Consider the following 25,694-nt stretch of genomic DNA (forward strand, 5'->3'; position numbering starts at 1 on the left):
GCATGACCCGCCGCATCACCCGCGGCCAACCCGCACGCCGCCAAGCCCGCCGCACCTTCACCCGGACCTGATCAACCCGATCTCAAACACGCTCTGAGGGATACGCCTACCTGAAATCCCGGCCCGAGGATCCCGATCTCCCGCCTGTGCCGCGGCTGGTGCCGCGTCGGTCCCTGTCGTTCCACGTCAGCCTGTTGCTCGCCCTACTGCGCCGCAAGCTGGCCGAGGCCGACGCCAGTGGTGCGGATCCCCGGCTCGTGCTGACCCGCCGCCAGATCATCGACATGCTGACGGTGTTCATGCCCCCTGGCGCCAACGACGCCCGCCTGGTCGACCAGATCGACGCTCACCTGACGAAGGTCGTCGAGCTGGGATTCCTGCGCCGGACGAAGGACAAGGAGCCCAGCTTCGAGGTGCGCCGCATCCTTAAGGCGTTCGTCGATGCCCAGTGGCTGGCGGACTTCGACTCCCGCCTTGCGGAGTACGCCGCCGAACTCACCGAAGATGAGGAAGACGCTGCATGACCCGCCACGGCTACCGCCTGCACCGGTTGGAAGTCCGCAACTGGGGCACCTTTGATCAGCGGGTCTGGACCTTCCACCTCGACGGAGCCGACAGCCTCCTCACCGGCGACATCGGCTCTGGCAAGTCCACCCTTGTCGACGCAGTAACGACGCTGCTGCTACCAGCCAACAAGATCTCTTACAACAAGGCGGCCGGAGCGGAGACCCGCGAGCGGTCGTTGCGCTCCTACGTTCTCGGCTACTACAAGTCCGAGAGCAATGACGCCACCGGCACCTCCAAGCCGGTCGGATTGCGCAGCGGCAGTTGTTTTTCGGTGATCCTCGGCGTCTTCGCTGACGAGACGCTAGGAACGACAGTGACCCTCGCCCAAGTGTTCTGGCTGAACGATGCCAACACCGGCCAACCCGAGCGCTTCTACGTCACCGCCGGTACCTCCCTGTCGATCAGCGAAGACTTCCTCGACTTCGGCACGGAGATCTCCCAACTACGTCGACGGCTACGCCAACGCGGAGCCAAGATCGCCGATCACTTCCCCGAGTACGGCCAAGACTTCCGCAGGAGACTCGGCATCGCCTCCGAGCAGGCAATGGACCTGTTCCACCAGACCGTATCGATGAAGGCAGTCGGCAACCTCAACGACTTCGTCCGCAGCCACATGCTCGAACCCTTCGACGCCGCATCGGTGATCCGCCAGCTCATCGACCACTTCGACGACCTCAACCGAGCTCATGACGCGGTCCTTCGCGCCCGAGAACAGATCGCCGGGCTAACCCCGATTCTCGCGGCCTGCGACGCACACGACCAGCACGGCCAAACGCTGCAAACCCTCGACGAACAACGCGCCGCCCTGCCGCACCTCGTCGCCCGCCGCAGCGCCGACCTCCTCGACGCACAGATCACGAAGTTGACCGACCAGCTCACCACAAACCGGACACTACTCGGCCAGGTCGACGGGGAGATCGGAGCCCTGGAAGAAGAACACCGCCGCGCCGACCTCGCACGAGAGGGCCTCGGCGGCGGACGCATCAGGGAACTCGAGCGACAGATCAAAGACGTCTCCGCCACCCGCGACCTGCGCAGGGACCGCATGACGGGCCTGAACGCACTGCTCGACGCAGTCGGACTCGCCCGCGTCGCCGACGCCACCACCTTCGCGACCCGCCAGATGGCAGTCGCCGAGGAAATCCAGCGATATGACAGCGCGATCGCCGACCTTCACACCGCCGCCACCGACGCAGGCGTCCACGTCCGTGACCTGGAAAAGGACGCAGCCGAGATCAACGCCGAGCTGCGCAGCCTTAGCGGCCGACCGAGCAACATCCCACGCCACAACCTCGCCCTGCGGCAACGTCTCTGCGCTGGCCTCGACCTACCCGAAACCGAACTACCCTTCGTCGGCGAACTCGTCCAAGTCCGCGCCGAACACGTCGAGTGGGAAGGCGCCGCCGAACGCGTCCTGCGAGGCTTCGCGCTGTCGCTGCTCGTCCCCGATGAGCACTACCGGGCAGTCGCCGACTGGGTCGACGAACACCATCTGGACGGCCGACTCGTTTACTACCGGGTACCAGCCACCGTGCCCAAGACGGTCGAGACGCCGCCGCTCAACGCCGGCCTCCAACTGTTTGACACCCTCGACCTCAAAGACTCACCGCTCACCCCGTGGCTGCAACGGGAACTTCGCCACCGCGCGGCACACCAATGCGTCACCACCATGGTCGACTTCCGTCGCGCTCCCAAGGCGATCACCCGGACCGGCCAGCTTAAGGACCCTTCTGGACGCCACGAAAAAGACGACCGCAGACGCATCGACGACCGCAGCCAATACGTCCTGGGCTGGTCCAACGAGTCGAAGATCCACGCCCTCGTCGAACAGGGCCAACGAATCGACCGCCTCCTAGACGCCGCCCGCAAGACCGAGAGCGACCTCGCCAGCAAGATCAAAGCCCGGAGCCAGCGGCTGGGCGAGCTCCACAAGATCACCGTCTACCAGGACTTCGCCGACCTCGACTGGGAAGCAGCCACCCACACGATAGAACGCCTGCAGGACGAGAAACGTCGCATCGAGTCCGGCACCCAAGGTATCGCCGAACTCACCGCCGAACTGGACCGCCTCACGCAACTGCTGCAGGGCGCGAGACGCCGTCGTGACGAGCACAGCAACAAGATCGCCCTCACCGAGAACGCGTTGAAAGCTGCCGAGTCTCGCCGCCAAGAGGCCGACGAGCTTCTCGACGACCCACGCCATGAAGCGGCAAGTGCCCACTTCCCGCAGCTCATGACGCTCATCCCGGTCCAACCGGTCACGCCCGAGGGCTGGGACCGCCTCCGCGAATCACTCATGACGACACTCGCGCGCCAGCGGGACGACGTCATGAAGAAGCAGAACCAGGAGAGCAACAAGGCGGTCGGCCTGATGACGGCCTTCCGCAGCACCTACCCCCTGGACACCGCGGAGATGGACGCCTCGCTCGCGGCCGCCGCCGAGTACCGCACCATGCACCAGCGCCTCGTCCACGATGACCTACCTCGCTTCGAAGCCGAGTTCAAGACCTACCTCAACACCAACGCCATCCGGGACATCGCCACCTTCCACTCCCAGCTGCGCCAACAGGCCGCCCTCATCAAGAACCGCATCGCCACGATCAACGAATCCCTCGTCGGGATCGACTACAACCCAGGCCGCTACATCCGGCTCGACGGCAACCCGAGCCCGAACGTCGAGGTCCGCGAGTTCCGAACCGAGCTGCGCGCCTGCACGGACGACGCCCTCGGCCACGATGACTCCGAGCAATACTCGGAACGTAAATTCCTCCAGGTCAAAGCCCTCATCGAGCGCTTCCGCGGCCGGGAAGGCCAGACAGAGACCGACCGCGCCTGGACCAGACGCGTCACCGACGTCCGCAACTGGTTCACCTTCACAGCCACCGAGCGCTGGCGAGACGACGACACCGAATACGAAACCTACGCTGACTCCGGCGGCAAGTCCGGAGGGCAAAAAGAGAAGCTCGCCTACACCATCCTGGCCGCGTCCCTGGCCTACCAGTTTCGTCTCGACGCCGAGAACACCAGCACATTCCGGTTCGTCGTCATCGACGAAGCCTTCGGCCGTGGCTCCGACGACTCCACCCGCTTCGCGCTCGCCCTGTTCCAGCGTCTCGGCCTGCAACTGCTGATCGTCACACCCCTGCAGAAGATCCACGTCATCGAGCCATACGTATCCGCAGTCGGCTTCGTCGACAACCCCACCGACAACTTCTCCCGGCTGCAGACCCTGACCCTCGACGAATACCACCGCCGGCGACAGGCCCACACCGGCGCCGACCCGGAGGCATAACCATGCCGCGCAGCCGCAGCAGCCAACGAGCCTCATGGGCCACCGTCGAGGACGTCATCGCCGTCTTGCGGCGGCGCTGGGAACGCGGCGACTTCCTGCGCGACGTTGCCCACGGCACATCCCCAACACCGGTCGCCGTGCCGTTGAAAGGACCGACCGCCGCCGACACCGCCGACAACTTCGGGGATGTCCAACAGTGGGCCACCCGCTGGCGCGAAGTCGACGGCCGATCCCTGCGTGTCGAGTACCGCAGCGTAGGCGGCCGGCTCATCGGCACCAACCAACTCCCGAACAAGGCATGGATAGACACGCCCGACGCCCTCTGGCGAACGCTCGGCGTCCAGGCCCAGGTCGACCGCTATCAAACCCTCCTCGACGTAACCCGCGCCGTCTCACCTCCGATAGCCGCGTGGGCCGCCGAGCGCCCGATGAAGCTCCTCACCCACGAACAGGACTGGATTCGCCTGCTCGACACGGTCGCGTGGATCGACCATCACGCCGATCCCGCCACCTACCTGCGACAGATCGACGTCCGCGACGTCGACACCAAGTTCGTCGAGACCCGCCGCAGCATCCTCGCCGAGCTACTCGACCGACACCTCCCCGCTGATCGAGTCAACGTCGCTCACCCGCCGTCAGCCTTCGGTGAACGCTACGGACTACGGCCCAAGCCTCTGCTCGTTCGAATCCGCTTCCTCGACAACCACCACCGCCCCGTGCCGTACAGCGACCTCACCGTCCGCGCGAGCGAACTGGCGGCCACACCCCCGCCTGTGGCGACCGTCTATGTCGTCGAGAACGAAACCACCTTCCTCGCCTTCCCGCCCGTCCACGACGCTGCCGTCATCCTCGGCAGCGGCTACGCCGTCGCGAAACTTGAGCCCCTGACATGGCTCCGCGACCGCAACCTCATCTACTGGGGCGACATCGACACACACGGATTCGCCATCCTCGATCGGCTGCGCGCCGCCTTCTCACACACACGCTCAATTCTCATGGACCGCGAAACCCTGCTCGCCCACCGCGCACACTGGGGTCGCGAACCGACGCCCACCCGCCGATCACTTCCGCAGCTTACGGAACAAGAGCGTGCACTTGTTGACGACCTCGTCAATGACACATTCGCCCCGTCCCTCCGGCTAGAGCAGGAACACATCCGGTACTCAGCGATAAGCGATGCCCTCAAGGCTTCGGCCGATTGATGTCCGGACAGTTCCCGGGCCTCGGGAGCCTCCTGCCCGGGTGGCCGAAAAAGAGTTCGATCTTGACTGGGGGCGCTTCCGCCGCTCGCTACTGCCGGCGGCAGTAAGTCAGTAACCCTGAGGGCCACCCGTTCACCGGCGGGGCCTTGTTGGGCCAGCCCTGGCGCCCCAGGCTTCGGCGCGCTTCTGATCCTGCTCACCACCCAGGGTGTCGCCCGACCGGCGGCACCACGACAGGCCGAGCCACTGGCCGAGCCCAAGGCTCCATAGCCCCTCCGTCATGGCCTCACCGCCGCGCCGTCCCTGTTGCTACCGCGTGAACTCCAGCACTGACTCTGCCTGGCGGCGGCCCAATTCTTCCTGCCTGGACTGACTACGTTGCTGTCGTCTCTTCAGGCGCATTGAATCGGCTTCCTTCGGTAATTAATTGATGCTCACAGACGGCTCGCGCGTGTAGTGTTTACGCACCGTGAGGTGCTAGGCTTTACCGCATGAGAACCCGTTTGTATAACGGATGCTACATAGGAGTGTGCAAATCCCCCCTCGGACACCAAATTGCAGCATCCATGCTGTGTTTCGCGTACTGATGGTCAAGCACGCTTGATCACGCAAATCTGATCTCAGCGACACCCTCGGTCGAGCCTGTCTCGAGCGGAGGCGATTGTCGTGGCTGAGCGTTCCGTGGCTCCTGTCATCCCTCCCGTGCGGCTGTCGGACCGGGAGCAGGGATCTCGTCGCCCGCGTGGTGGAGCTCCTCGCCGTCCTCCCTTGCCCCTGCCTGTCCTGCCGACGCCTCGCGCCGGCACGATGGTGTACGGCCTGGCTGCCATCGACAACAGCGGTCGAATCGCCGACCGGACGGTCATCCGGGCCCTCGGGTGGGGGCCGGGCACGCGGCTGCACATCCGTGAGGGCTCCGGAGTCATTGTCGTCCGGCTGGATCGGCAGGGCGTCTTCACCGTCACCGGCCAGGGCCATCTCCACCTGCCGGCAGCTGTCCGGCACTGGTGCGGGCTCACCACCGGCGACCGGGTGCTCCTGGCCGCCAGCCCAGCTGACGGCCTGCTCGTGGTGCACCCTCCCGCTGCCCTGGACGCGATGGTCGTCGCGGTTCACGCCGATGTGCTGGGTGGTGGTCAGGCATGAGCGACACCACCGTCGGCCGGGCGGAGCTGGATGCCGCGCGGTTGTTGCTGGCGCGAAATGGGGATCTCGCCGACCGATCTCGTCGAGGCAGCGTCGGACCGTCCACCCGCACCAACGTTCGCCGAGTACGTGCCGGTGGTAGCGGCGGCGGTCAGCGACGGTACCCGGCGGGCATACGGCTCGTACTGGAAGCGGGTCCTGGAGCAGTGGGGGCAGCGCCGGCTCGATGAGCCGACTCCTTCCGAAATCGAGCAGCTTGCCGAGTACACCAAGACGCACGTGGTGGCCCGGCGCAATGCCCGAGGCGGACGAAGCGCGGCGGAGCACCTGATCGCCGCGCTGCGGTGCCTGTACAAGCGGGCCGTCGCCGACGGGCACATCCGTGCGGCGGACAACGCCGCCCTCAAGGTGGCCAAGCCGCGGCGCCTGCCCAGCACCAGACGGGCGGTGGCTGACAGCAGGTTGGCGGAGATTAACGCCGTTGCCGCGAGCACGGGCGACGACCCGGCGCTGGACAGCCTGCTGCTACGACTGCATACCGAGACCGCGTGCCGCCGGGGCGGTGCGCTGGCTCTGCGGCCCGTCGACCTCGATCCGGACCAGTGCCTCATCCTGCTGCGGGAGAAGGGCGACACGGTGCGGTGGCAGCCGGTGTCACCGACGCTGATGAGGCACCTGCAGCAGCATGCCGAGGAGCGCCAGGCGACAGGAACGGAGCAGCTGCTGCGTTACCGCAACGGGCAGCCGATCACCTACCGGCGCTACGACCATCTGTGGGTACGCATCGGTGAGCACCTGCCGTGGGTGTACGTGCAGCAGATCAGTACTCACTGGTTGCGGCACACGACATTGACGTGGGTCGAGCGGAACTTCGGCTACGCCGTGGCCCGCGCGTACGCCGGTCACTCCGACAGCGGCAGCGACGTCGGCACGACCACTACGTACGTCCGGGCGAGTCTTCAGGAGGTTGCCGCCGCTCTAGCGGCCTTGACCAACGAGCCACATCCTCTGGCCTGAACTGAACCGACCGCGGGGTGGGCCTGGTTGCTGCAGTCCAGGCCCACCCAGGAATGCGTGCGCGGTGCGCGGCATGGTCACGTTCTGTGCGCCGGACACGAAAACCTGTCAGTAACGGTTTGCCCGGCGTCACTCTGGACGGCGTCCAGGGCGGCGCCGGCGCTGATGAATGTGGCCGGAGCCGAAATCGCCACACTCCCGTACGCCGAGGGATGCAGCGGAATGCGTTGGGTACCCGACGCATCCGGTTGGCGACAGTCGATGCCACTTCACCTACGCCCGTGACTCTGACAGCGTGTAGCTGACAGATAACCCACCGGACTGGGCAGGTCGGGAGCGATGGCGAAGCGTTGGTTGATCACGGGGTGTTCGAGCGGCTTGGGTCGGGCCCTCGCGGCCCGGCTCGCCGCCGAGGGGGAGCAGGTGGTGGCGACGGCCCGACGGCCGGAGACCCTCGAGGAGTTGGTGGCCCGGCACCCGGGCAACGTGGTGGCGGCGGCCCTGGACGTACGGGATCCAGCGCAGTGCGCGGCGGTGGTCGGACAGTCGGTGGATGCGTTCGGCGGCATCGACGTGCTGGTCAACAACGCCGCCTATGGTCAGTTCGGCACCTTCGAGGAGGTCTCCGACGCGGAACTCGCCGCGCAGTTCGACACCAACGTGTTCGGGCCGTGGCGGCTCACCCGGGCCGTACTGCCGCTGTGGCGGACGCAGGGCCGCGGGCACGCGGTCTTCGTCAGTTCGGTGGCCGGCATGGTTCCCTTTCCCGGACTGGCCGCGTACACCGCGAGCAAGTTCGCGGTGGAGGGAGCGGCCGAGTCGCTGGCCGCCGAGGCCGGGCACCTCGGAGTGAAGGTCACCATCCTGCAGCCGGGTGGTTTCGCCACCGGGTACGGCACCAACCTGGTCATGCCGGAGCGCCGGATCTCGGACTACACGCAGGTCAGCGACAGCCTGCTCGACGCGCTGCACACCATGAACACCAAGATCGAGGTGAACCCGCCCGAACTCTTCGCGGACGTGGTCTGGCGGCTCAGCCAGATGGAGTCGCCGCCGCTGAGGCTGCCGGTGGGATTGGACTCGGAGGCGTTCCTGGAGACCGCCTACGACGCCAGGCGCAGTGAGTACGACCAGGTCGTCAAGGCGGGCCATCACGCCTGAGTGTGGGTTCCCCGCGAGCTCAGACCCTGCGGGAGGGCGGGCCGCGCTGTGTCGTGCCGGTGCGCGGCGGTGATCAGACGCAGTATTGGCCATGACCGGCGGCCGTCACGTGCTGCCCGGCGCCTCGCTGACGGTCGGTGCGCACCGTCGTAGGCGCCGGGCGTCACGGGTCGGTGCCGTGGCTCAGTCGAGGGTGAGCACCACGGTGGCGTGCGGTTCGAGACGGAGGGTGTTCCCCTTCCACTCCGCGCGTTCGATGCCGGAGGTGCCTACGTACACCTGCTCGACCGCGCCGGAGTCCGTGCCGGCGCCCGACATGTCGACCTCGATGGGCTCATCCCACTTGTTGATGAGAAGGACGCGCCTGGTGCCGTCGGATCCGACCATCGCCTGCGCGTGGACCCGCAGGTCGGGGAACCCGGGGTAGCCCGTCGACGTCGTGACCAGCCGGTCGCCCTGCGCGAAGTGCCGAAGCAGCAGCCGCGTCACGTGATACCGGGCGTTCGGTTCGCCCGTCTCCCAGTCGAGCAGCGAGGTGCCCGGGATCATCCCGGGATAGTCCATGAACTCCGCCACGCCGAGCAGATCGATCCCGAGCGGCAGCATCCGAGCCCACAGGTAGGCGTGGACCGATCCGCTCAGGGCCCAGTAGAAGTCCGGGATCTGCGGCCGCGGGTTCATGATGTCGGCCGGATAGGTGCCGATCTCGTTGAGGAACGTCCTGGCGTCGGGTGCGAGCCGTCGGGCGATCGACCGGATGTACGCGACGTTCTCGACGAAGGCGTCGGCCTGCGTGAAGAAGGTGCTGCGCCACGTGCCGGGATCGGCGTTCCCCTCGGGGCCGAACGGGTTGACGATCTCGGGTGAGGCGTAGAAGTGGTACGAGAACGCGTCGACGGCGACGCCCGGCTGGTGGTTGGCGGCATCGAGGAAGTGCCAGAAGTATTCGGGGTTGTGGTGCACGTGGCTCAGCGACAGCCCCACGAACTTCATGTCGGGATCCAGGGGGCGCAGGCGCTGCACCACCGCGTCGTACAGGCGGGTGTAGACCTCCGGAGGCATCCGGCGGTTGAGGTCGGGCTCGCAGAGCACCTCCCAGTAGGCGAACCGGTAGCGGTGCCCCGACTCGTGCCGGCGCCCGAGTTCGTCGGTGAAGCCGCCGGCGATGTACCAGCTCGCGATGCGGAAGAAGTAGTCCGCCACCTCCGCGAGGGTCTGGTCGCGGAAGTCGGCCCCTTGCTCGTACTGCCAGTGGATCTCGTCGACGTCGCGTGAGACGTGCACCTGATCCGCGTTGGTGAACATCCAGTGCGGGATGGTGGCGAAGTTGGCCACGACCGGCCGCCCCTCCGCCGCGGCCATGAAGTCCTCGACGAACGGGTCCAGCCGGGAGAAGTCCCACGAGGTGCCGTCCCGCGTCGGTGGCTCGAGAGCGGGCACCGACAGCACCGGGTGCGAGAACCACGGCAGGAACCGCGCGTAGTCGGCCTTCAGGTCGCGCAGCGCCGCGAACGCGCGGTCGTGGATCGGCGACTCGCGTCGCAACGGGGGAGCTGCCCAGAGGTGGGTCGTCAGGATCGTGCGATTGCTGCCGGTCGCGTCGTTCCAGGACACGGCGACCGGAACGGCGGGCGCATGCTCGACGGGGGCGAGCAGGGACTGGTCTTGAGTCACGAGGGGATCTCCGTCTCGAAGCGATGTGTACAGCCGTATAATACGCGTGTACAACACGTCCGTATACGGGGCCCGGTAGACTCACCGGCATGGGGCAGCGCGAAGACCTACTCGCCGGAGCCAAGCGGTGTCTGGCTGAACGCGGCTATGCGCACACGACAGCCCGCGACATCGTGGCTGTCACCGGAGCCAACCTCGCCTCGATCGGCTACCACTTCGGCTCGAAGGACGCGCTTCTCAACGCCGCCGTCATCGAGACGTTCGAGGAGTGGGGCGACGCGGTCGCCGATGCCGTGACCGCCGACCTCGCCGGTACCCCGGCGGAACGCCTCGAGCAGTTCCTCGTCGGGCTCCTCGGAGCGGCACCCGAGAAACGCAACGTGCTCGTGGCGAGCGTGCAGGCCTACGCGCAGGCCGAGTTCGCCGCCGAGGTCCACGAGCAACTGCTGCGCATCTACGCGGACAGCCGACGAGACCTGGCCGCGCTCGTGCTCGCGGTGCACCCGGACGACGTCTCACCCGACGCGGCCCGGACGGTCGGATCACTCGCGCTGGCCCTCATCAACGGCGTGATGCTGCAGTGGATGCTCGACCCCGCATCGACGCCGTCGGCCGGCGATCTCGCGCAGGCGATCCGTACCCTGTCGAACTGACCGGCGCGCGGCTCGACCGGGCGAAGGGTGGATCCGGATCGGGGTCAGCCCGCCGCCCAGGACCGCGTACGCCGGGGCGGCGGATGCGCCGCGTGGCCGTGGACAGATCCTTGGCGACCGCCGCGAGCGGCACGATCGCCTCCCCGCACGTGGCGCGAGGCGGTGGCGACACCGGCCTCGCACCCGGCGGCGAGCCGGGTGCGGGCGCCATCGTCAAGCGGGTGGGCCGGCAGCGCCTGCCGGCCCGGACCGAGACGCCGCCCCGCGGCGAAGCTCCAGCCCGCGGACCTTCCCACGAGGTCGGCGTCCGGTCCCCGTCGTCGCTGACGCGGCCGGGCGTCAGGTGGCCGGGAGGGTTCCCTCGGTGACCTCCTCCCGCCCGGCCTCCCGCTTCGGCGGGACGTCGCCGGAGGGGGCGGCGTCCCGGTGCCTGCGCAGCATGGTGAGGGAGATGGCCGCGCTGAGCGCGGTGATGACGGCGCAGGCGATGCCGATCGTGTTGAGCCCGCCCGTGTAGGCCGTCCTGGCGGCGGTCAGCAGGGCCTCGGCGGCTTCGGCGGGCAGCTGCCGGGCGACCCCCACGGCTCCCTCCATGCTCGCCCCGGCGATCTCCGCTGCCTCCGCCGGGGTGCCGGCGGGCGGTGCGATCATGTCGCGGTAGACGGCGGCACCGAGGCTGCCGAGCGTGGCGACACCGAGCGCGTTGCCCAGGTCACCGCTGATGGAGGAGAGGGCCGCCGCGGAGCCGCCCCGCTCGGGCGGCACGGACCCGACGACCAGATTGGTGCCGAGCGATCCGAAGGTGCCGACACCGATGAAAATGATCACGAAGCCGGCGAGCAGCAGCGGCAGTCCGCCGACCGGGTCGACGAAGACGAGCATCGCGTAACCGACCGTACCGATCAGCAGGGCAACACCGATGACGGTGCCGAGTTGGAAGCGCCTGGCGAAGACGGGTGCCACCTGCGCGGCGAGGATCGAAGCGACGGCCGGGGGCACCATCCACAGCCCCGCCTCCATCGGCGACATGCCCTCCACCATCTGCAGGAACCCGGTGATGAACAGGTAGCCGCCGCCGGTGCCGAGCATCGACACCATCAGGATCAGCAGCGCGGCGGTGAAGGCGGCCACCCGGAAGAGCCTCAGGTCGAGCAGCGGGTGCTCCAGCCTGCCCTGCCGCTTCACGAACACCACACCGACGGCCGTGCCGACCAGGATCGCGGCGATCGGCAGCGGCGCGAGGCCGTAGCGGGCGAGCTCCTTCAGGCCGTAGATGATCGTCAGGATCGACACCAGCGACAACAGGACGCTGACCAGGTCGATCCGACCCGCGTTCGGGTCCCGGTACTCCGGCAGCACGAGCGGCGCGACGACGAGCAGCAGCACCATGACGGGTACGCCGAGCAGGAACACCGAGCCCCACCAGAAGAACTCCAGGAGCATGCCGCCGACGACCGGGCCGAGCGCCGTACCGCCCATGAAGCAGCTCGCCCACACCGCGATGGCGCGACCGCGCTGGTGCGGGTCGGAGAACATGTTGCTGATCAGGGCAAGCGTGGACGGCATCAGCGTGGCGGCGGCGACACCGAGCAGCGCGCGGGTGACGATCAGCGCTTCCGCGCTGGTGGAATACCCGGCTGCCATCGAGGCGAGGCCGACCGCCACGGCGCCGATCATCAGCAACCTGCGGCGGCCGATCCGATCACCGAGCGTACCCATCGTGATGAGGAAGCCGGCGATCATGAAGCCGTATATGTCCATGATCCACAACGTCTGCGTGCCGGTGGGGTGCAGCCCTTCCGCGAGGTGGGGCAGGGCCAGGTACAGCACGCTCTGGTCGAGGGAGATCAGCAGGGTCGGCAGGGCGAGGACGGCCAGCCCGGTCCACTGCCGGGCGCCCGCTCTGGTGGGCGCGGCTACAGCGTCGTTCGATGGCATGGGAGTGCCTTCCGGGATCGTGCGCGTACGGAAACGGGCCGTCAGGTGGCGGCGAGTCCGCGGTGCGGTGTCGAGGCGATCTCCACGGCGCGTCGGGCCTGGAACCCGCGAGGTTCGCTGCTGCCGCGTGGTGGGGACTCGACCAGCCTGCCCGGGGCCCTTACCGTCGGCTGACGGCCGGCTGACGTACGCGGCGCGACGGTGCTCCGGGCGCAGCCGGGGCCCCGGACGCGGTCCAGCCACGGCGGGCCGGCGGGCCGGACCGTGTCACGAGACCGGTCGCCGCGGCCCTCAGCGGGGAGTCGCGGTGGCGGAGACGGCCTTGGCGACGGCCACCCGGACCGGGTCCGGGTTCGCCCAGCTCCAGTTCGGGTGGGCGCGGTTCGTCAGCAGGACCAGGACCATCCGGCGGTCCGGGTGGACCACCAGGGAGGTGCCGGTGAAGCCGGTGTGCCCGAAGGTGCGGGGGCTGCTGAGCCGGCCCATGAACCAGGGCTGGTCGAGCACGACGCCGAGGCCGTGCGCGGAGGTGCGGCCGGGCCGTTCCGGGTCGACGGCGGGCAGGCCGGTGTTCACGTTGGTGAGCATCTGCCGGGTGAGCTCTTCGGAGAGGATCCGGGTGCCGTCGTGGATGCCGCCGTCGAGCAGCAGTTGCCCGATGACGGCTACTTCGGCGGCGGTGCTGAAGATGCCGGCGTGGCCGGCGATTCCCCCCATGTGGTTGGCGACGTCGTCGTGCACCACGCCGCGGAGCAGTCCCCGGGAGGAGCGGGCGTCCGTGGCGACGAGTCGGCTCGCCTGATCTGAGGCGCTGAGCCAGGTCCTGGGGTTGAAACCGGTGTCCTTCAGGCCGAGTGGTCCGGTCAACCCGCTCTTGAGGGCCTGGTCGAGCCGCTGCCCGGTGACCTTCTCGACCAGGAACGCGAGGACCATCAGGCCGACGCTGGAATAGCGGAAGACCGTGCCGGGGGTCGCGCCGCTGACCAGGGGAGTGGCGAGGACCGCCGCCCGGCGGGCCGTGTCGTCGGGCAGGCCGGCGACCTTGGCTCCGACCGGCAGGCCACTGGTGTGTGCCAGCAGCATGGCGACGGTGACCCCGGCCTTGCCCGCGCCCGTGAAGGCTGGCAGGTAGTCGACCACGGGCGCGTCGAGGTCGATGCGGCCCTTGTCGACCTGCTGCAGCGCGAGAATGGCGGTGTAGACCTTGGTGATCGAGGCGAGGTCGAAGATCGAGTCGTGCCGCATCGGGACCTGCTTCGACTCGGGCAGCAGCACCGGGCCCGCGCCGTAGCGCAGCGCCCTGCCGACGTGCGCCCGCGCCGTGGTGGTGCCGTTCACGCGGCAGAGCGCGACGGCGCCCGCGTACGCCGGATGCTTGGGGTTGGCGCTGGTCGGTGCGAGGTGGTGGAAGAGCTCGCGGAGCAGCCTGCGGTCGGCGGACGTCACGGGGGTGCCGGTGGTGGCCGACGTCGCGGCCCTCGGAGCCGCAGCCCGTTCCGCCGCCGGCCGCGCCGGGGTGGCCGACGGGCTGGGCGCGGCGGTCGGGCCGGAGGTGGCCGGACGGAGCACCTCGCGGCAGCCGGCGAGGGCGGCGGCTGCTGCCGCGAGACCGGCACCGAGCACGGTGCGGCGGTGCAGTGACATGCGGCGCATCATGGCAGGTGCGGCCCGCCCGATCCAACCCGCTCGGACCGGCACGGGAATCGGTTCGCCGTTGGCGGCGGGCGGCCTGCTGGGAGCGGCTTCGTCCGCTAGCATCCCACGGTCGCCCGTGTCGCCGCCGAGTTCGGAGTTCCGGCAGTGCTTTTCGACGTCACCCGCAGCGAACTTGTCGACATCTTCGGCGAGGACCGGCTCGCGACCCTGCCCGCCGCCGCCTTCCCGCCCGCCGCCGCGGGCACCGGGGGCGCCCGCCTCCTGCAGACCGTCGGCGTCCCCACCGGGACGCTCAGGCTGCACGTGCCCGACAAGGACTACGGCCGGCTGCCGCTGGTCCAGGACGTCGTCCACCTGGAGGACTTCGAGGGCGTCCCGGCGGACGCGGGCGCCTGGCCCGTCGTCGGCTGGCTGCTGAGCGCCCACCTCGCCCTGGACCCTGGCTTCGGCAAGGTGTACGCCTTCGACCCCGACGAGGAGACCGCGCGGGAACTCCACACGGACGTCTCCTCCCTCGTCCAGGTGACCCTCCGCTTACAGCGCCTGCTCGACGAGTTCACCTTCAGCGGCGGCGAGGAAACCGGCTTCGAGCTCCTGGACCGCGAGGTCGAACGGATCCGGCAGGAGACGAGCAGCCGTGACCCGCTCCCCTTCCAGGACGACGAGACCGTCTGGTCGGTGGTCAGCGAGGAGATCGCCATGGGCCAACGCTTCACGACCAACAGCCCGGCAGGCCGCTCGCTCCACGGGTGATAGCCGGCCCGTGTCGCGCCACGCGCCGCGCGGCCCGCGCCGTGCGCAGGCCGCTTCCCGCAAACCCGGGAACGCCCGGTCAGCGCCGTTCGCCCGGGGCGGGCCAGGTGACGGCGATCGTGGCGTGGCGGCGGGGGACGAGCAGTCGGGTCCGGCCGGCTGCGGGCGGGTGCGTGCCGGTGGGGTGCACGGTGATGATCGGGCCGGGGCCGCGCCGGTGGTCGCGGTCCCAGACCGTGATCAGGTCGAGCATGTCCGCGGTGAGGGTGTCGGCAGCGGGTCCGAAGCCGTGGGCGCCGAACTGCCAGGCGGTGTCGTCGAGTTTCCGGATGGCGAGGTAGGCGAGACTGTCGGCGGTGAGCAGGGTCGGGCAGACGAACCGGTCTTGGGGATCGAGCAGGCCGGCGGTGCGCCCGCGATCCACGGCGAGAACGCCGAAGGGCCGGGGCTGGCTGGCCAACCACAGGTGCAGTGACTCGAACGAAGGGCCTTCCTGCGCCGTGATGGTGACCGGCGACCAGGTGTCCAGCCGCGGCGGGCACAGCGCCGAGGCGAGGGCCGCCAGGCTCACGTCGGTGGTGGCGTCGTCCAGGGTCAGGACGGCGTCCTCGCCGCGCAGAGCCAGGCGGCGGGTGGGACCGCGCCCGTCGCCCCGCATCGGTACGAACCCGCACTGCAGCGCCGTGGTGGCGAGCAGGTGGTCCTCGTGGCGGCGCAGGGTGAGGCACCGCGTCATGCCGCGAATCCGCAGCGGCGCGACGAGAACACCGTCCGCGGCGAGCTGGGCGAGCCAGGCCGGCGGGAGGTCCGGTGCCTCCACGGTGACGATGACGGCGTCGTACGGGGCGCCGGGCTGGTGTCCGTACTCGCCGTCGCCGTGCACCACCGTCACCTGCCGGTAGCCGGCACGGTCCAGGCCGGTGCGGGCCCGGTCGATGACGCCGGTGTCGATGTCGACGGTGACGACGCTCCCGTCCGGGCCGGCGGTGGCGGCGATCAGGGCCGCATTGTAGCCGCCGGAGCCGATCTCGAGGACCCTGGCGCCGGGTCGCAGGGCGGCCTGTTCCAGCATGTGGGCCTGCAACCAGGGCGCCGACACCGAGCTGGTTGCCTTCCCGGCCGGGTCGCGTCGGGTGACGACGACGTCGTCGGCGTACGCCTCCGCGAGGGCGACGGTGTCCGGCACGAACAGATGCCGCGGCACGGTGCGGAACGCCGCCCCCACCGCCGGTGTCCGGATCCAGCCCGTCTCGGTCAGGTGCGCCGCCAGGGCGGCGCGCAGCTGCTCCGGCGACGTGCTGGCGACAGCAGAACCCATTGGCGCTCCTTCTCGTTGGCTTGCCGGATCCGCCTTCCTCGGTCAGCAGGACGCACGCAGGTCCCAGCCGGGCAGGCCGCCGCCGTGGTGGGGAACGAGGGTGGTGGCGAAGGAGCCGGGGGCGGGGCGGCCGGCGCGTTCCCATCCGTCGAGCCAGTCCCACAGGATGCCCAGCGACGGTGAGTCGGGGCTGTCGGCGACGATGGTGGCGTCGGTCAGGATCACGGCGGCCGAGGTGGCGGTGGTGTGGCCGAGACCGCGGATCTGGTTGCGGAGGGAGGCAAGACTCAGGTGCGGGTCGCCGAGAGCGGCCGCGTACGTGTGCCACGACCGCCAGTCCAGCGGACGCCGACCGTAGGTCTCGGCGTGGCCCGGGCGCAGCAGGTGGTTCAGCGCTGAGCGGGCGCCACCGCCCTGCTCGTCGTCGTCGGCGCGCCAGCCGATGGCTATCCAGGACGGGTCCGGCTCGTTGTCGCACCAGTCGACCCAGCGGCCGGGGACGGTCAGGGCGTCGTCGACCGCTGTGCTGGTGCTCTGGGCGTAGCCGCCGTCGGTGACCGCCTCGATGCGGGGCTGCCCGGCCTCGACGGTGATGGTGGCGACCAGCGTGGTGGACGGCAGCTGCGCGATCGGCAGGCAGGCGACGATCCGCCCACCGTCGACGACCTGCTCCGTCCACGCTCGTGGCAGCCGTGGGGGCGCGCACCAGGCCACGGCACGGTGGTAGGGGAGCGTTGCCGAACAGCCGGCGAGGCCGTCGGCGACGTGGCAGACGACACCGGTGACTCCGCGTTCGGCGTGGATCGCCCGGGCCCGGCGGACGAGATCGTCGCTGATGTCGACGCTGGTGACCCGCCCGCGCGGCCCGCAGAGCCTGGCGAGAACGGCGCCGCTGTACCCGGAACCGGTACCGATCTCCAACACGCGGTCCCCGGGGCGTACCCGCAAGGCGGCCAGCTCCCGGCGGATGGACTCGGGCTGGGACCGGTGCACGGTCTCTCCGTACCGCTCGTGGTGGGTGTAGACCGTGGCGGGCACGGCGTCGAAGGCCTCATCGAGCACGGTCACGGCTCCTCTCTGGACGTGCACCACGTTGAGCGCGAACCCGCCGGCAGTTCCTCGACCGTCCGTCGCAGGCTCAGCGAGAGGCCTTGATCGATACGTCGCCATGCCATACAAATCATGAATGAATCTCCGACGGTGCCTGCTCGCCGCTGCGCTCGCGCTCCCCATTCTCGCCGTCGTCCCGGGTGCGCCGGTGGTGGCCGCGCCGGGGGCGACGAGCGTGTCGGCCCCCGACCTGGCCGACGACACGGCCGTGACGTCGACCTTCCCGGCGTACACGCGGTTCAACGTGCCGGCGGAGGACGGCAGCCGCGACCGGGTCATCGAGGACGAGATCGTCGCCCTGGCCGACGGGGTGTCCGCTGGCTCCTACATCCGCGGCGCGATGTACAGCTGGACCTCCCCGGTGGTGGCCGACGCCCTGGCCCGGGCCGCGGCCCGGGGCGTCGTGGTCCGGTTGGTGGTGGACCGGGAGGGAGAGGACGGCGTCAACCTCGACTCGGCCAACGCGGCGATCAAGAAGCTGCGCGTCGCCAACCTCGACGACCTGGTCTTCTGCGGCACCTCGTCGGCCTCGGTCGCCGGGTCGAGCGCCTGCGTCGCCAACCACTCCAGCTCGATCAACCACAACAAGTTCTTCACCTTCTCCACCTCGGGCACGATGAAGCGGGTCGTGCTGATCACGTCGCAGAACCTGACGTTCACGCAGAACAACCTGTTCAACAACGCGTTGGTCGTGCACGAGGACTACGACCTGTACGACCACTTCACCCGCTACTTCAACCTCATGCGCGCCCAGGACAAGGACAACAACTTCTTCTCCGCCTCGGACGGCTACTACAAGTCGCCGAACACGGGAGTGACCGTCTACCACTCGCCCCGATCCAGCGGCGACACGGTGAAGAACGTGCTCAGCTACGTCACCAAGTACGAGAGCGGGTGCGTGGTGGAGGTGGCGCAGGCGTCGTTCACTAACCCGCGTACGGCGGTCGCGAACGAGCTGCTGCGCATCGCCAAGCTCGGCTGCCAGGTCCGCGTCGTCTTCGGCCAGATGGGCGACCGGGTGTACGCGATCCTGCGCGGATCGTCGAACGTGCAGCTGAAGAAGTACTGGGACGCGGAGGCCGGCAACTACGACGGCCGGGTCGTCACCGTGCACTCGAAGTACCTGGTGGTGAAGGGCAACTACAACGGCACCGGCGGCCGGAGCATCGTCTTCACGGGATCGCACAACCTGACCGGGCCGTCCCTGCTCGACCACGACGAGACCTTCGTCAAGATCGAGCAACCGACCGTCTCGGCGAACTACCGGGCCAACTTCGCCACCCTGTGGAGCCGGGCCAAGTGCGTCGACCCGAGCAACGGCACCTGCGCGTACTGACCGGTCCTCGGTCTCGTGGATGGGGCGAGACATCGCCGGCGTCGGCGATGTCTCGCGACCGCGAGAAAGTCGACGATCGACCGCACGCGGAAAGCACCAGTCGTCATCGTCCTCGGCCCCCGCGCTCGCGATCGACTGCCGCCGTCGCCGCGCTGCTACCGCCCGGTCGTCCGATCGACCACGCCTGGCAGGGGCTCGCCACCCGGGAAGGCGTCGTCGAGCAGCGCCACCCCGTCCTGCGGGTGCGCGCGCTCGACCAGGCCGGAACGCGCGGCGCGCTTCTTCTCCCGGTCGACGCCCATGGCCTCGTTGCGGTGCTCCTCCAGGGCGGGATCGCACTGCCCGTCGCGGTTGAACGACCACATCAGCATCGGCTCGCCCAGCGGCAGCGCGTCTCCCGGGCCGGTGTCGAGGCGGCCGGTGTGCCAGGTGTGCCAGGTCTTGCCGTAGCTGTTCATCAGCATCGCCATCAGCGCCCGCTCGGCCGGCTCCGGCAGGCCCGGGGCGATCAGGGAGCCGCCGAGCACCTCGTAGTTGTGCGGGTGCCAGTGGCGGCGCTCGTCCTCCGGCAGCGTCCCGTACAGCCGTTCGGAGACGATGTACTCGACGCCGATGAGGTTGGCCTCGGCGGTGTTGCCGTCGAACAGCACGCACTGCAGGAAGTCGTCGTTGACCTGGCGGCAGTAGTGGTGCGCCTCCATCTGCATCGACGGGTCGTCCTTCGCCGGGTGGAACCCGACGACGTACGCGTCGAAACCCTTCAGCGGCGCCGTGTCCTGCAACGCCTTGGACCCGAGCGACAGCCCCTGGTGCCAGAGGCTGGTCGACTCGCCCGGCGGTCGTACCGGGCTGGGACGCCGTTCCACGGTGACTCCCCCTTCACTGCTCGTCGTCGACGACCCGCGTGCTCCCGCGCGGCCGGTCGCGTCCTTACGCTATGCCCCGAGCCGGCGGGCGGAATCCCTTTCGTTCCACACGACGCGAACGGGTCGGGACGGTCGCCGCCGGGCTGCCGTGTCGACGGATGGCCGGCGGTTCCCGCGCGATCCGCGCACGGGGCCACCGGGCGGGCGGCTCGACGGCGGACGGGGTCAGGGGCGGGGGGTGGCCGGGCCGACCCGCAGGTCCACCAGGCCCGGGTTGTACTTGGCCAGGAGGTAGTACGGTCGGGCCGCGGCGACCAGGACGTCCAGGGAGTCGATGCCCCGGTCCAACGCGTGCAGCTCCAGCGTTCCGGGCTCGGCGCCCCAGCGTTCGCCGAAGAAGGACAGGATGCGCTCCGCCGACAGAGTGTGGATGTCGAAGTCGGGCTGCACCTGCCGTGCCTGGTCGTTCACCGACCGTGCGGCGTCGACAAGTTCCGCCATCGTCGCGACGGCCGGTCGCCCGCGCAGCGCGTCCAGCGCCTGGCCGTCCGCGGGCACCCCGGGCGCCACCCGGAAACTGCGCACCACGAACATGCCGAGCTGGTCCGCCAGGGGGCGCGAGGCCCGCTCGGCCGGGGTCAGCCACAGGTCGAGGAAGCCCAGGTCCTCGGGCTCGCCCGACCGGTCGTCGGGGATGACGTGGCGGTGCCTCGCGTGCGCCAGCGCCCCAGCGGGCGTCTCCTCCGCCTGGTCGACGCGGCAGGTGGCGGCACACTCCCGGGCCAGCTGACGGAAGACCAGGTCCCGGTAGAACTCCGGATAGTCACGGGCGAAGAGCTGGCACATCCGCAGCAGGCTCAGCTCGGGGACCCGACCATCGCCGGCGTCCATGCCGCGCGCCCCCAGCCGCCAGCGGTGCAGGTAGACGGTGGGTGCCACGGCGAAGCCGGCCGGCGGGTCCGCCGCGAGCGGCGCGCCACCGCCCGCCCGGCTGTCGCCAAGCGTACGCAGCGCGTGAACCAGCAGCAGCGCGTCGTCCCGCTTGAGGTTGACGGGCCGGGTCGCGCAGAGGTGCCGCAGCGCCTCGACGCGTTCGTCCGGCATCCCCGCCCCGCGGGCGAGCTGGATCAGTTCCGGGTACGAGCGCAGCCGGTAGGGCCGGCGCGCCAGCGCGGCGACGAGCCGGCCGGCGGTGGCCTCGTCGAGGATTCCCTCCCGTACGCCGAGGTCCAGGGTCGCGCGGATGTTGACCAGCGGTTCCGAGATCGGCCGATATGCCTCCTCCGCCGGCCCGTGCAGCAGGACCACCTCGTCGTCGGCCGTCAGCCGGCCCCGCCGGTAGTCACCGTAGACGCGCCCCACGCCGACCATGCCGAACGTGTCGAGTTCCGCTGCGCGCAGCGCACCCATGCTGGCGGCGCCCAGGACCGTCACGCCCGCGTCGAGGAGGGCGAGGATCTCCTTGTGTCGCACCGCGCGGGTCTGGTGGAAGTACCCGTCGACGAGGCCGACCACGTCACCGCGCCGCGGCGCGAGCCGCAGCAGGTCTCCCGCCGCCACCGGCGGAAGGAGGGTGATGTCGTCCGTGGCCAACAGGTCGGCGGCGTCCGGCAGGCTCGGCCCGACGAAGAGGTACCGGGTCATCGATTCCTCACAGCAGCGCGGGATCGCAGTCCAGCCCGGGGCAGACCACCCGCACGACGGGGATGCCCACCTCGTGCCTGGTGTGGTCCACGACCAGCGGGGACCGGCCGGTCACGGCGAGAACGCCCGCCACCGTGGTGCGCAGGTCGTCCGCGAGACTCTCGTTCCGGACGGAACCGATCTCGTCGTACGTCGTCCGGTCGGTTTCGGAGGGCGGCGCCGGCCGCGTGGGCCGGTGCGAGCCGGCACGCCGGTAGCCGCCCGAGGCGAGGTCGTCCCTCGCTCCGGCGATCTCGGTGACCCGCGACTGCGCCGCCTCGGTCAGGGCCCGGCACAGGGCGACGTCACGATCGAGGTGGGCGCCGGCCCCGGCGAAGAGCACCGGAAACATCTCGCTCCAGATCGTGGCCGAGAAGCAGGCGAGCCCGGTCGGCGACGACAGCACCTCGACCCGGACGTCGACCCCGGCGGCGTCCAGGCGATCCAGCAGGTCCCGCGCGGGGCCGTCCACCGAGGCGAGATCCAGGACGCGCGGTGGGATCCTCTCGGCACGGGTCAGGCAGTCCCGCTCGACGACCTCGTACAGCCCGTGCAACGCCGCTTCGGCGAAGGTGTTGCCGCTGGCCAGTCCGTTGCTGTTCAGCGCGAACAGGGGTGGCATCCAGGTGTCGCGCACCCGGCCGTCGAGGCGCAGGAGCCCGGTCGGAAGGAAGGTGTCCGCACCGTCGTCGAGGCGGCGTGCCGTGGTCCACTCCAGTTTCAGGCCCGGTCTCAGGTGGTGGCGGCCTTCCAGCGGCAGCTCGTGGACGCGGTATCCGCACTCGCGCTCCATGTCGGCCACGGTCGCGACCAACTCGCCGGGACCCACGCGCTCGGCGTGCCACGACTCGATCGACTCCATGGCGGCGGAGACCTTGGCGAGGTCGTCGGTCAGCCCCTTGCCCTGGCTGACCGACAGCGTCCAGGAGTTCGGTCGGACCGCCTGGTAGACGGGGATGCCGATCTCGTCGAGCCAGGTGACGTCGGCCAGCCGGGTGATGCCGACGACGGGGAAGAGCGGCTCGATCCGCCGCAGCGTCTCCGCGGCGGTCAGCACCCGGTGGGTGCCGGACCAGCATGCCTTGCGGGTGTCGTCGAGGGCGGGGGCGGGGCGCCCGAGCGCTCCACCCCCGACCGACACGCCTTGCGCCACGCCGCTGCCAGCAGGATCAACAACGGTGGGCTGTCTCACCCCTTCGGTCACGCCCCGTGCACGTCGGCGGGCTCGACACCGCTGCTGTCCGTGAACTTGAAGCCCCAGCTGCTGTCCCTGGACTTCCCGCCCATGTCGTCCGGCGTGCCGCCCTGCTCGTCGCGGAGATCCCCCGCGGTGGGAAGAACGAGAATCATCTGTCGACCTCCAGTCGTCCTGTGTCGCATCGGCGATCCTGTGTAAGGGTAGATGCTACTCGATCTTTTCCGGACGTGTCGGCCCCTCGCGTCCGCGCGAGGCCCGCACCGCGTGACGTGGAAGGCCGTTCCACGCGGTGCGCTGTCGGGGAGGTGAGGCGTTCACCCCGCCCGCGTCGCGGCGACGAGCGCCACCTGGCTGCCCTGGCCGCGTTCGAACAGGCGCACCTCGAGCCCGCTGCGGGCAAGCTGGTCGGCCACCCCCGCGCGGTCGAGGTAGAGGTAGCGCCAGACGAGGACGGTGTCGCCCGGCTCGAACGACACGGTCCTCTGGTCGCCGTCGACGTCGAACGTCACGGCGACCGGTACGAGGAACCGCACCCGAACGAAGATCTCGCTGCGGTCGCGGTCGAACCCCGTCTCGGTCTGGTACCACGACCGGTCGACCGTGAGCAGGTCCAGCCCCGCCAGCTGCTGAGGCTTGAACGGGCCGCCGACGCTGACGCGATCCATGAACGGCGGCCGGTCGACGCCGGTGTCGACGCGCAACGTCAGCAGCAGCACGTCGTGGCCGCTCATGGTGTGGCCCACATGGCGGAGGACCCGAGTCGGATCGGCGAAGTTGTACAGCGTCCCGCCCGCGAGCACGACGAACCGGGCCGGGCCGGCGTCGTCGTGCCGGGCGGTGAGCACCCGGGCGAGATCCGGACCGGTGAAGTCGCCGCGCCGCAGCTCGAAGCGGTCCGCATGCTCGGGAAAGTCGGTGCGGAGGCTGCGCCCCGCCAGCTCGAGCATCTCCGCACTGATGTCGATCCCGCGGTAGCCGGCCAGCCGGGACCGGTCCAGCAGGTAGCGGACCAGCCCGCGGACCGGACGTGTCGTGCCTGGGCCGAGGTCGACCACCTGGACCGACGTCGACGGCGGCGCGAGCGCGAGCAACTGCTCCGCGTGCCGTGTCAGGAGCGTGTCGAAGTCGCGCAGCATCGGCGCGACCTCGGCGTTGGACGACTCTTCGCCGGCACGCCAGAACTCGCTGCCGCCGCCGAGATAGGTCAGTTCGAACGGAAACTCGGCGCGTTGCGCGAGCGAACCGACGATGGCACCGACCTGTGCCGCCGAGTAGGTGCGATAGAACTCCTCGCTCGGCGACACCGTACGTCGCTGTACATCCGTCATGATCGAATGGTACGTGCGTCGACTCGGCGATTCTGTCCTGAGTCGAACCGCGTCTCGCGCGGTGCCGGGGCCTCCGCAAAACCTGTGGCGGACCACGTCGACCACTGCTACGTTCTCGGGGGCCGTGCGAGAGCATGAGGAGGTGGTACCCGTGAACGTATCGACTTGGGTGCTTCCCTCCGGGGTCACGGTCGGGCGATAGATCGTCCGGAAGCGCCGTTTCAGGAGCGCTTCCGAAAGGCACGACCATGCGATTCACTTCCGAACAGCGCCTCGACGACACCGTCGTCGAGCGCGAATTCACCCTCGACGAGGTCCCCGGCATCCTGTGGACGCCCGCCTCCGCGTCCGCACCGCTGCCGCTGATCCTCGTCGGCCACCCCGGCGGACTGCGCAGGATGTACCCCCGACTGGTGGCCCGGGCCCGACACGCGGTGGCGGATGGCTACGCCGCGGCCACCATCGAGCTCCCCGGCGCCGGTGACCGGCCCCGGTGCGTCGCCGTCGAGGAGGCCCGCGCCGACCTGCACCGGGCGCTGCGGGCGGGCGTGCCGGTCGACGACGGGATCGTCGACCGGCTCGTCCTCCCACTGGTCGAGAGGGCGGTCCCGGAATGGCGAGCGGCCCTGGACGCCCTCCTTTCGCTGCCCGAGATCGGCGGCCCGGTCGGGTACTCGGGTGGGGTGATCGCCATCGGCATCCGGCTGGCGGTGGTCGAGCCGCGCATCTCGGCCGCCCTGCTGTTCGCCGGGAGCTTCGTGCCCCGCGCCATGTTCGAGGAGGCCCGGCAGGTCACCATCCCGCTGCAGGTCCTGCTGCAGTGGGACGACGAGGGAAACGACCGGAAGCTGGCCCTGGACCTGTTCGACGCCTTCGGCTCCAGGGAGAAGACGCTGCACGCCAACATGGGTGGGCACACCGGCGTGCCGCAGTTCGAGGGGGACGACGGGAGCCGGTTCTTCGCCCGGCACCTGAGGTGAGGCCGGGCGATCGAGCGCGGACAGCCGAGCCAGCTTGCGGGGGCTCGGCGGGGGACCGTCACCGGCCGGCAACTCGGCCAGCCGGCTCTCCCGTCCCAACCCGTCGGGCCGTTCGGCGTCCGCCGCCCGCGCCGCACCCGGATGGCGTGGTTGGGCAAGTCCTTGGCGCGCACGTCCAAGACCGGCGCGGCGTCGGCGAGCGAACCTGGTACCCGTCACCGCGCCACGCGCGCCGATCGTTGGAGGGAACGCCATGGGTAAGCTCGTCGTCTCGATGTTCACTACGCTCGACGGTGTCATTGAACGGCCGGAGCGGTGGGCGTTCCAGTTCGCGAGTGCCGACTCGATGGAGCAGGGCCTACGCCAGTTGCGGGACGCCGAGGCGTTGCTGCTCGGCCGTGTCACGTACGAGGGGTTCGCCGCCTCCTGGCCGAGCATGAGCGACGAGGCGGGATACGCCGAGAAGATGAACGCGATGCCCAAGTACGCCGTCTCCACCACGCTGGACGCGCCGACCTGGAACAACACGACGGTCATCGCCGACGACCCGGTGGCTCGGATCGAGAAGGTGAAGGCCGAACTGAGCGGCGACCTGCTCGTCTTCGGCAGCAACGCGCTCGTTACCCGGCTGCTGCCACACGGGGTGGTCGACGAGATCCGCCTGGTGACCGCCCCGGTGGTGATCGGGGACGGCACGCGCCTGTTCGCCGGCGGCGACGGGATGGCCTCGTTCCGGCTGCTGGACGCCACCACGTTCCAGTCCGGCGTCGTGGTGCTGACCTACGCGCCGGCCGGCGGGCAGGGCCCGGCTCCGGC

The 25,694-nt window shown here is 69.8% G+C and carries 20 protein-coding genes and 1 pseudogene; 11 read left to right on the top strand and 10 right to left on the bottom strand.

The window, feature by feature from the left end; translation table 11 throughout:
• Positions 1–101: 101 nt before the first annotated feature.
• From ACWENR_RS18440 to ACWENR_RS18465, 6 genes and pseudogenes are all read left to right on the top strand, one after another.
• Positions 102–524 (top strand): annotated as a pseudogene (locus ACWENR_RS18440) (DUF4194 domain-containing protein); the annotation flags it as partial.
• Entirely contained in the window at positions 521–3,859 is a 3,339-nt protein-coding gene (locus ACWENR_RS18445; RefSeq protein ID WP_452278199.1) for an ATP-binding protein, read from the top strand. The pseudogene ACWENR_RS18440 and the gene ACWENR_RS18445, both read left to right, overlap by 4 nt.
• Before the next feature lie 2 nt (positions 3,860–3,861).
• Positions 3,862–5,061 carry a Wadjet anti-phage system protein JetD domain-containing protein gene (locus tag ACWENR_RS18450; RefSeq protein ID WP_452278200.1) on the top strand — a complete coding sequence of 400 codons (1,200 nt, stop codon included), beginning with the start codon at positions 3,862–3,864 and terminating at the stop codon, positions 5,059–5,061.
• 807 nt (positions 5,062–5,868) lie between these two features.
• Positions 5,869–6,207, top strand: coding sequence for an AbrB/MazE/SpoVT family DNA-binding domain-containing protein (locus tag ACWENR_RS18455; RefSeq protein WP_452278201.1), 339 nt, complete (start codon positions 5,869–5,871; stop codon positions 6,205–6,207).
• A 57-nt stretch (positions 6,208–6,264) separates the two neighbouring features.
• Complete coding sequence (locus tag ACWENR_RS18460) at positions 6,265–7,224, top strand: tyrosine-type recombinase/integrase (RefSeq protein ID WP_452278202.1); 960 nt, start codon at positions 6,265–6,267, stop codon at positions 7,222–7,224.
• A gap of 339 nt (positions 7,225–7,563) precedes the next feature.
• On the top strand, positions 7,564–8,385 hold the full coding sequence (locus tag ACWENR_RS18465; protein ID WP_452278203.1) for an SDR family oxidoreductase: 822 nt from the start codon (positions 7,564–7,566) through the stop codon (positions 8,383–8,385).
• A 183-nt stretch (positions 8,386–8,568) separates the two neighbouring features.
• Here ACWENR_RS18465 and ACWENR_RS18470 read toward each other — a convergent pair whose 3' ends face one another.
• Positions 8,569–10,059, bottom strand: a complete 1,491-nt coding sequence (locus ACWENR_RS18470; RefSeq protein ID WP_452278204.1) for a hypothetical protein — start codon at positions 10,057–10,059, stop codon at positions 8,569–8,571.
• Between the two features lie 89 nt (positions 10,060–10,148).
• On the opposite strand from ACWENR_RS18470, the gene ACWENR_RS18475 reads away from it, so the two are divergent.
• A complete protein-coding gene (locus ACWENR_RS18475; protein WP_452278205.1) occupies positions 10,149–10,712 on the top strand; it encodes a TetR/AcrR family transcriptional regulator in 564 nt (187 codons plus the stop codon).
• A gap of 339 nt (positions 10,713–11,051) precedes the next feature.
• Here the strand turns inward: ACWENR_RS18475 and ACWENR_RS18480 are convergent, their stop codons facing one another.
• Together ACWENR_RS18480 and ACWENR_RS18485 are read right to left on the bottom strand one after the other, a co-directional pair.
• Positions 11,052–12,650, bottom strand: coding sequence for an MFS transporter (locus tag ACWENR_RS18480; RefSeq protein ID WP_452278206.1), 1,599 nt, complete (start codon positions 12,648–12,650; stop codon positions 11,052–11,054).
• Between the two features lie 291 nt (positions 12,651–12,941).
• Positions 12,942–14,294, bottom strand: coding sequence for a serine hydrolase domain-containing protein (locus ACWENR_RS18485; protein ID WP_452278207.1), 1,353 nt, complete (start codon positions 14,292–14,294; stop codon positions 12,942–12,944).
• A 156-nt stretch (positions 14,295–14,450) separates the two neighbouring features.
• On the opposite strand from ACWENR_RS18485, the gene ACWENR_RS18490 reads away from it, so the two are divergent.
• Positions 14,451–15,059 (top strand): SUKH-4 family immunity protein, encoded by a 609-nt coding sequence (locus tag ACWENR_RS18490; RefSeq protein WP_452278208.1) that lies wholly within the window; start codon positions 14,451–14,453, stop codon positions 15,057–15,059.
• Between the two features lie 79 nt (positions 15,060–15,138).
• On the opposite strand, the gene fxlM is transcribed toward ACWENR_RS18490, so the two are convergent.
• Both fxlM and ACWENR_RS18500 read right to left on the bottom strand, forming a co-directional pair.
• Positions 15,139–16,377 (bottom strand): methyltransferase, FxLD system, encoded by a 1,239-nt coding sequence (fxlM, locus tag ACWENR_RS18495; protein WP_452278209.1) that lies wholly within the window; start codon positions 16,375–16,377, stop codon positions 15,139–15,141.
• A gap of 42 nt (positions 16,378–16,419) precedes the next feature.
• Positions 16,420–17,445, bottom strand: coding sequence for a protein-L-isoaspartate O-methyltransferase family protein (locus ACWENR_RS18500; RefSeq protein ID WP_452278210.1), 1,026 nt, complete (start codon positions 17,443–17,445; stop codon positions 16,420–16,422).
• A gap of 118 nt (positions 17,446–17,563) precedes the next feature.
• Between ACWENR_RS18500 and ACWENR_RS18505 the strand changes: the two genes are divergently transcribed.
• The gene (locus tag ACWENR_RS18505) at positions 17,564–18,823 is read left to right on the top strand and encodes a phospholipase D-like domain-containing protein (protein ID WP_452278211.1); all 1,260 of its coding nucleotides are present in this window, start codon (positions 17,564–17,566) and stop codon (positions 18,821–18,823) included.
• A 155-nt stretch (positions 18,824–18,978) separates the two neighbouring features.
• Here the strand turns inward: ACWENR_RS18505 and ACWENR_RS18510 are convergent, their stop codons facing one another.
• From ACWENR_RS18510 to ACWENR_RS18530, 5 genes are all read right to left on the bottom strand, one after another.
• A complete protein-coding gene (locus ACWENR_RS18510) occupies positions 18,979–19,689 on the bottom strand; it encodes an OBAP family protein (protein WP_452278212.1) in 711 nt (236 codons plus the stop codon).
• A 225-nt stretch (positions 19,690–19,914) separates the two neighbouring features.
• Positions 19,915–21,333 carry a TfuA-like protein gene (locus ACWENR_RS18515; RefSeq protein WP_452278213.1) on the bottom strand — a complete coding sequence of 473 codons (1,419 nt, stop codon included), beginning with the start codon at positions 21,331–21,333 and terminating at the stop codon, positions 19,915–19,917.
• A gap of 7 nt (positions 21,334–21,340) precedes the next feature.
• Positions 21,341–22,513 carry a YcaO-like family protein gene (locus ACWENR_RS18520; RefSeq protein WP_452278214.1) on the bottom strand — a complete coding sequence of 391 codons (1,173 nt, stop codon included), beginning with the start codon at positions 22,511–22,513 and terminating at the stop codon, positions 21,341–21,343.
• A gap of 59 nt (positions 22,514–22,572) precedes the next feature.
• Positions 22,573–22,722, bottom strand: a complete 150-nt coding sequence (locus ACWENR_RS18525; protein WP_452278215.1) for a hypothetical protein — start codon at positions 22,720–22,722, stop codon at positions 22,573–22,575.
• 162 nt (positions 22,723–22,884) lie between these two features.
• Positions 22,885–24,003: an L-histidine N(alpha)-methyltransferase gene (locus tag ACWENR_RS18530; RefSeq protein WP_452278216.1), complete on the bottom strand. Its 1,119-nt coding sequence runs from the start codon at positions 24,001–24,003 to the stop codon at positions 22,885–22,887.
• A gap of 143 nt (positions 24,004–24,146) precedes the next feature.
• On the opposite strand from ACWENR_RS18530, the gene ACWENR_RS18535 reads away from it, so the two are divergent.
• A complete protein-coding gene (locus ACWENR_RS18535; protein WP_452278217.1) occupies positions 24,147–24,878 on the top strand; it encodes an alpha/beta hydrolase in 732 nt (243 codons plus the stop codon).
• Between the two features lie 253 nt (positions 24,879–25,131).
• Positions 25,132–25,694: dihydrofolate reductase family protein (locus tag ACWENR_RS18540; RefSeq protein ID WP_452278218.1), on the top strand; the 563-nt coding region annotated here is incomplete at its 3' end.

The organism is Micromonospora sp. NPDC004336, assembly GCF_053602615.1.

Excerpts from the sequence above, each read along its gene's own strand:
- ACWENR_RS18445 (WP_452278199.1), top strand. The coding sequence starts at position 521 with ATGACCCGCCACGGCTACCGCCTGCACCGGTTGGAAGTCCGCAACTGG.
- ACWENR_RS18450 (WP_452278200.1), top strand. The coding sequence starts at position 3,862 with ATGCCGCGCAGCCGCAGCAGCCAACGAGCCTCATGGGCCACCGTCGAG.
- ACWENR_RS18455 (WP_452278201.1), top strand. The coding sequence starts at position 5,869 with ATGGTGTACGGCCTGGCTGCCATCGACAACAGCGGTCGAATCGCCGAC.
- ACWENR_RS18460 (WP_452278202.1), top strand. The coding sequence starts at position 6,265 with ATGGGGATCTCGCCGACCGATCTCGTCGAGGCAGCGTCGGACCGTCCA.
- ACWENR_RS18465 (WP_452278203.1), top strand. The coding sequence starts at position 7,564 with ATGGCGAAGCGTTGGTTGATCACGGGGTGTTCGAGCGGCTTGGGTCGG.
- ACWENR_RS18475 (WP_452278205.1), top strand. The coding sequence starts at position 10,149 with ATGGGGCAGCGCGAAGACCTACTCGCCGGAGCCAAGCGGTGTCTGGCT.
- ACWENR_RS18480 (WP_452278206.1), bottom strand. The coding sequence starts at position 12,650 with ATGCCATCGAACGACGCTGTAGCCGCGCCCACCAGAGCGGGCGCCCGG.
- ACWENR_RS18485 (WP_452278207.1), bottom strand. The coding sequence starts at position 14,294 with ATGTCACTGCACCGCCGCACCGTGCTCGGTGCCGGTCTCGCGGCAGCA.
- fxlM (WP_452278209.1), bottom strand. The coding sequence starts at position 16,377 with ATGGGTTCTGCTGTCGCCAGCACGTCGCCGGAGCAGCTGCGCGCCGCC.
- ACWENR_RS18505 (WP_452278211.1), top strand. The coding sequence starts at position 17,564 with ATGAATCTCCGACGGTGCCTGCTCGCCGCTGCGCTCGCGCTCCCCATT.
- ACWENR_RS18515 (WP_452278213.1), bottom strand. The coding sequence starts at position 21,333 with ATGACCCGGTACCTCTTCGTCGGGCCGAGCCTGCCGGACGCCGCCGAC.
- ACWENR_RS18525 (WP_452278215.1), bottom strand. The coding sequence starts at position 22,722 with ATGATTCTCGTTCTTCCCACCGCGGGGGATCTCCGCGACGAGCAGGGC.
- ACWENR_RS18535 (WP_452278217.1), top strand. The coding sequence starts at position 24,147 with ATGCGATTCACTTCCGAACAGCGCCTCGACGACACCGTCGTCGAGCGC.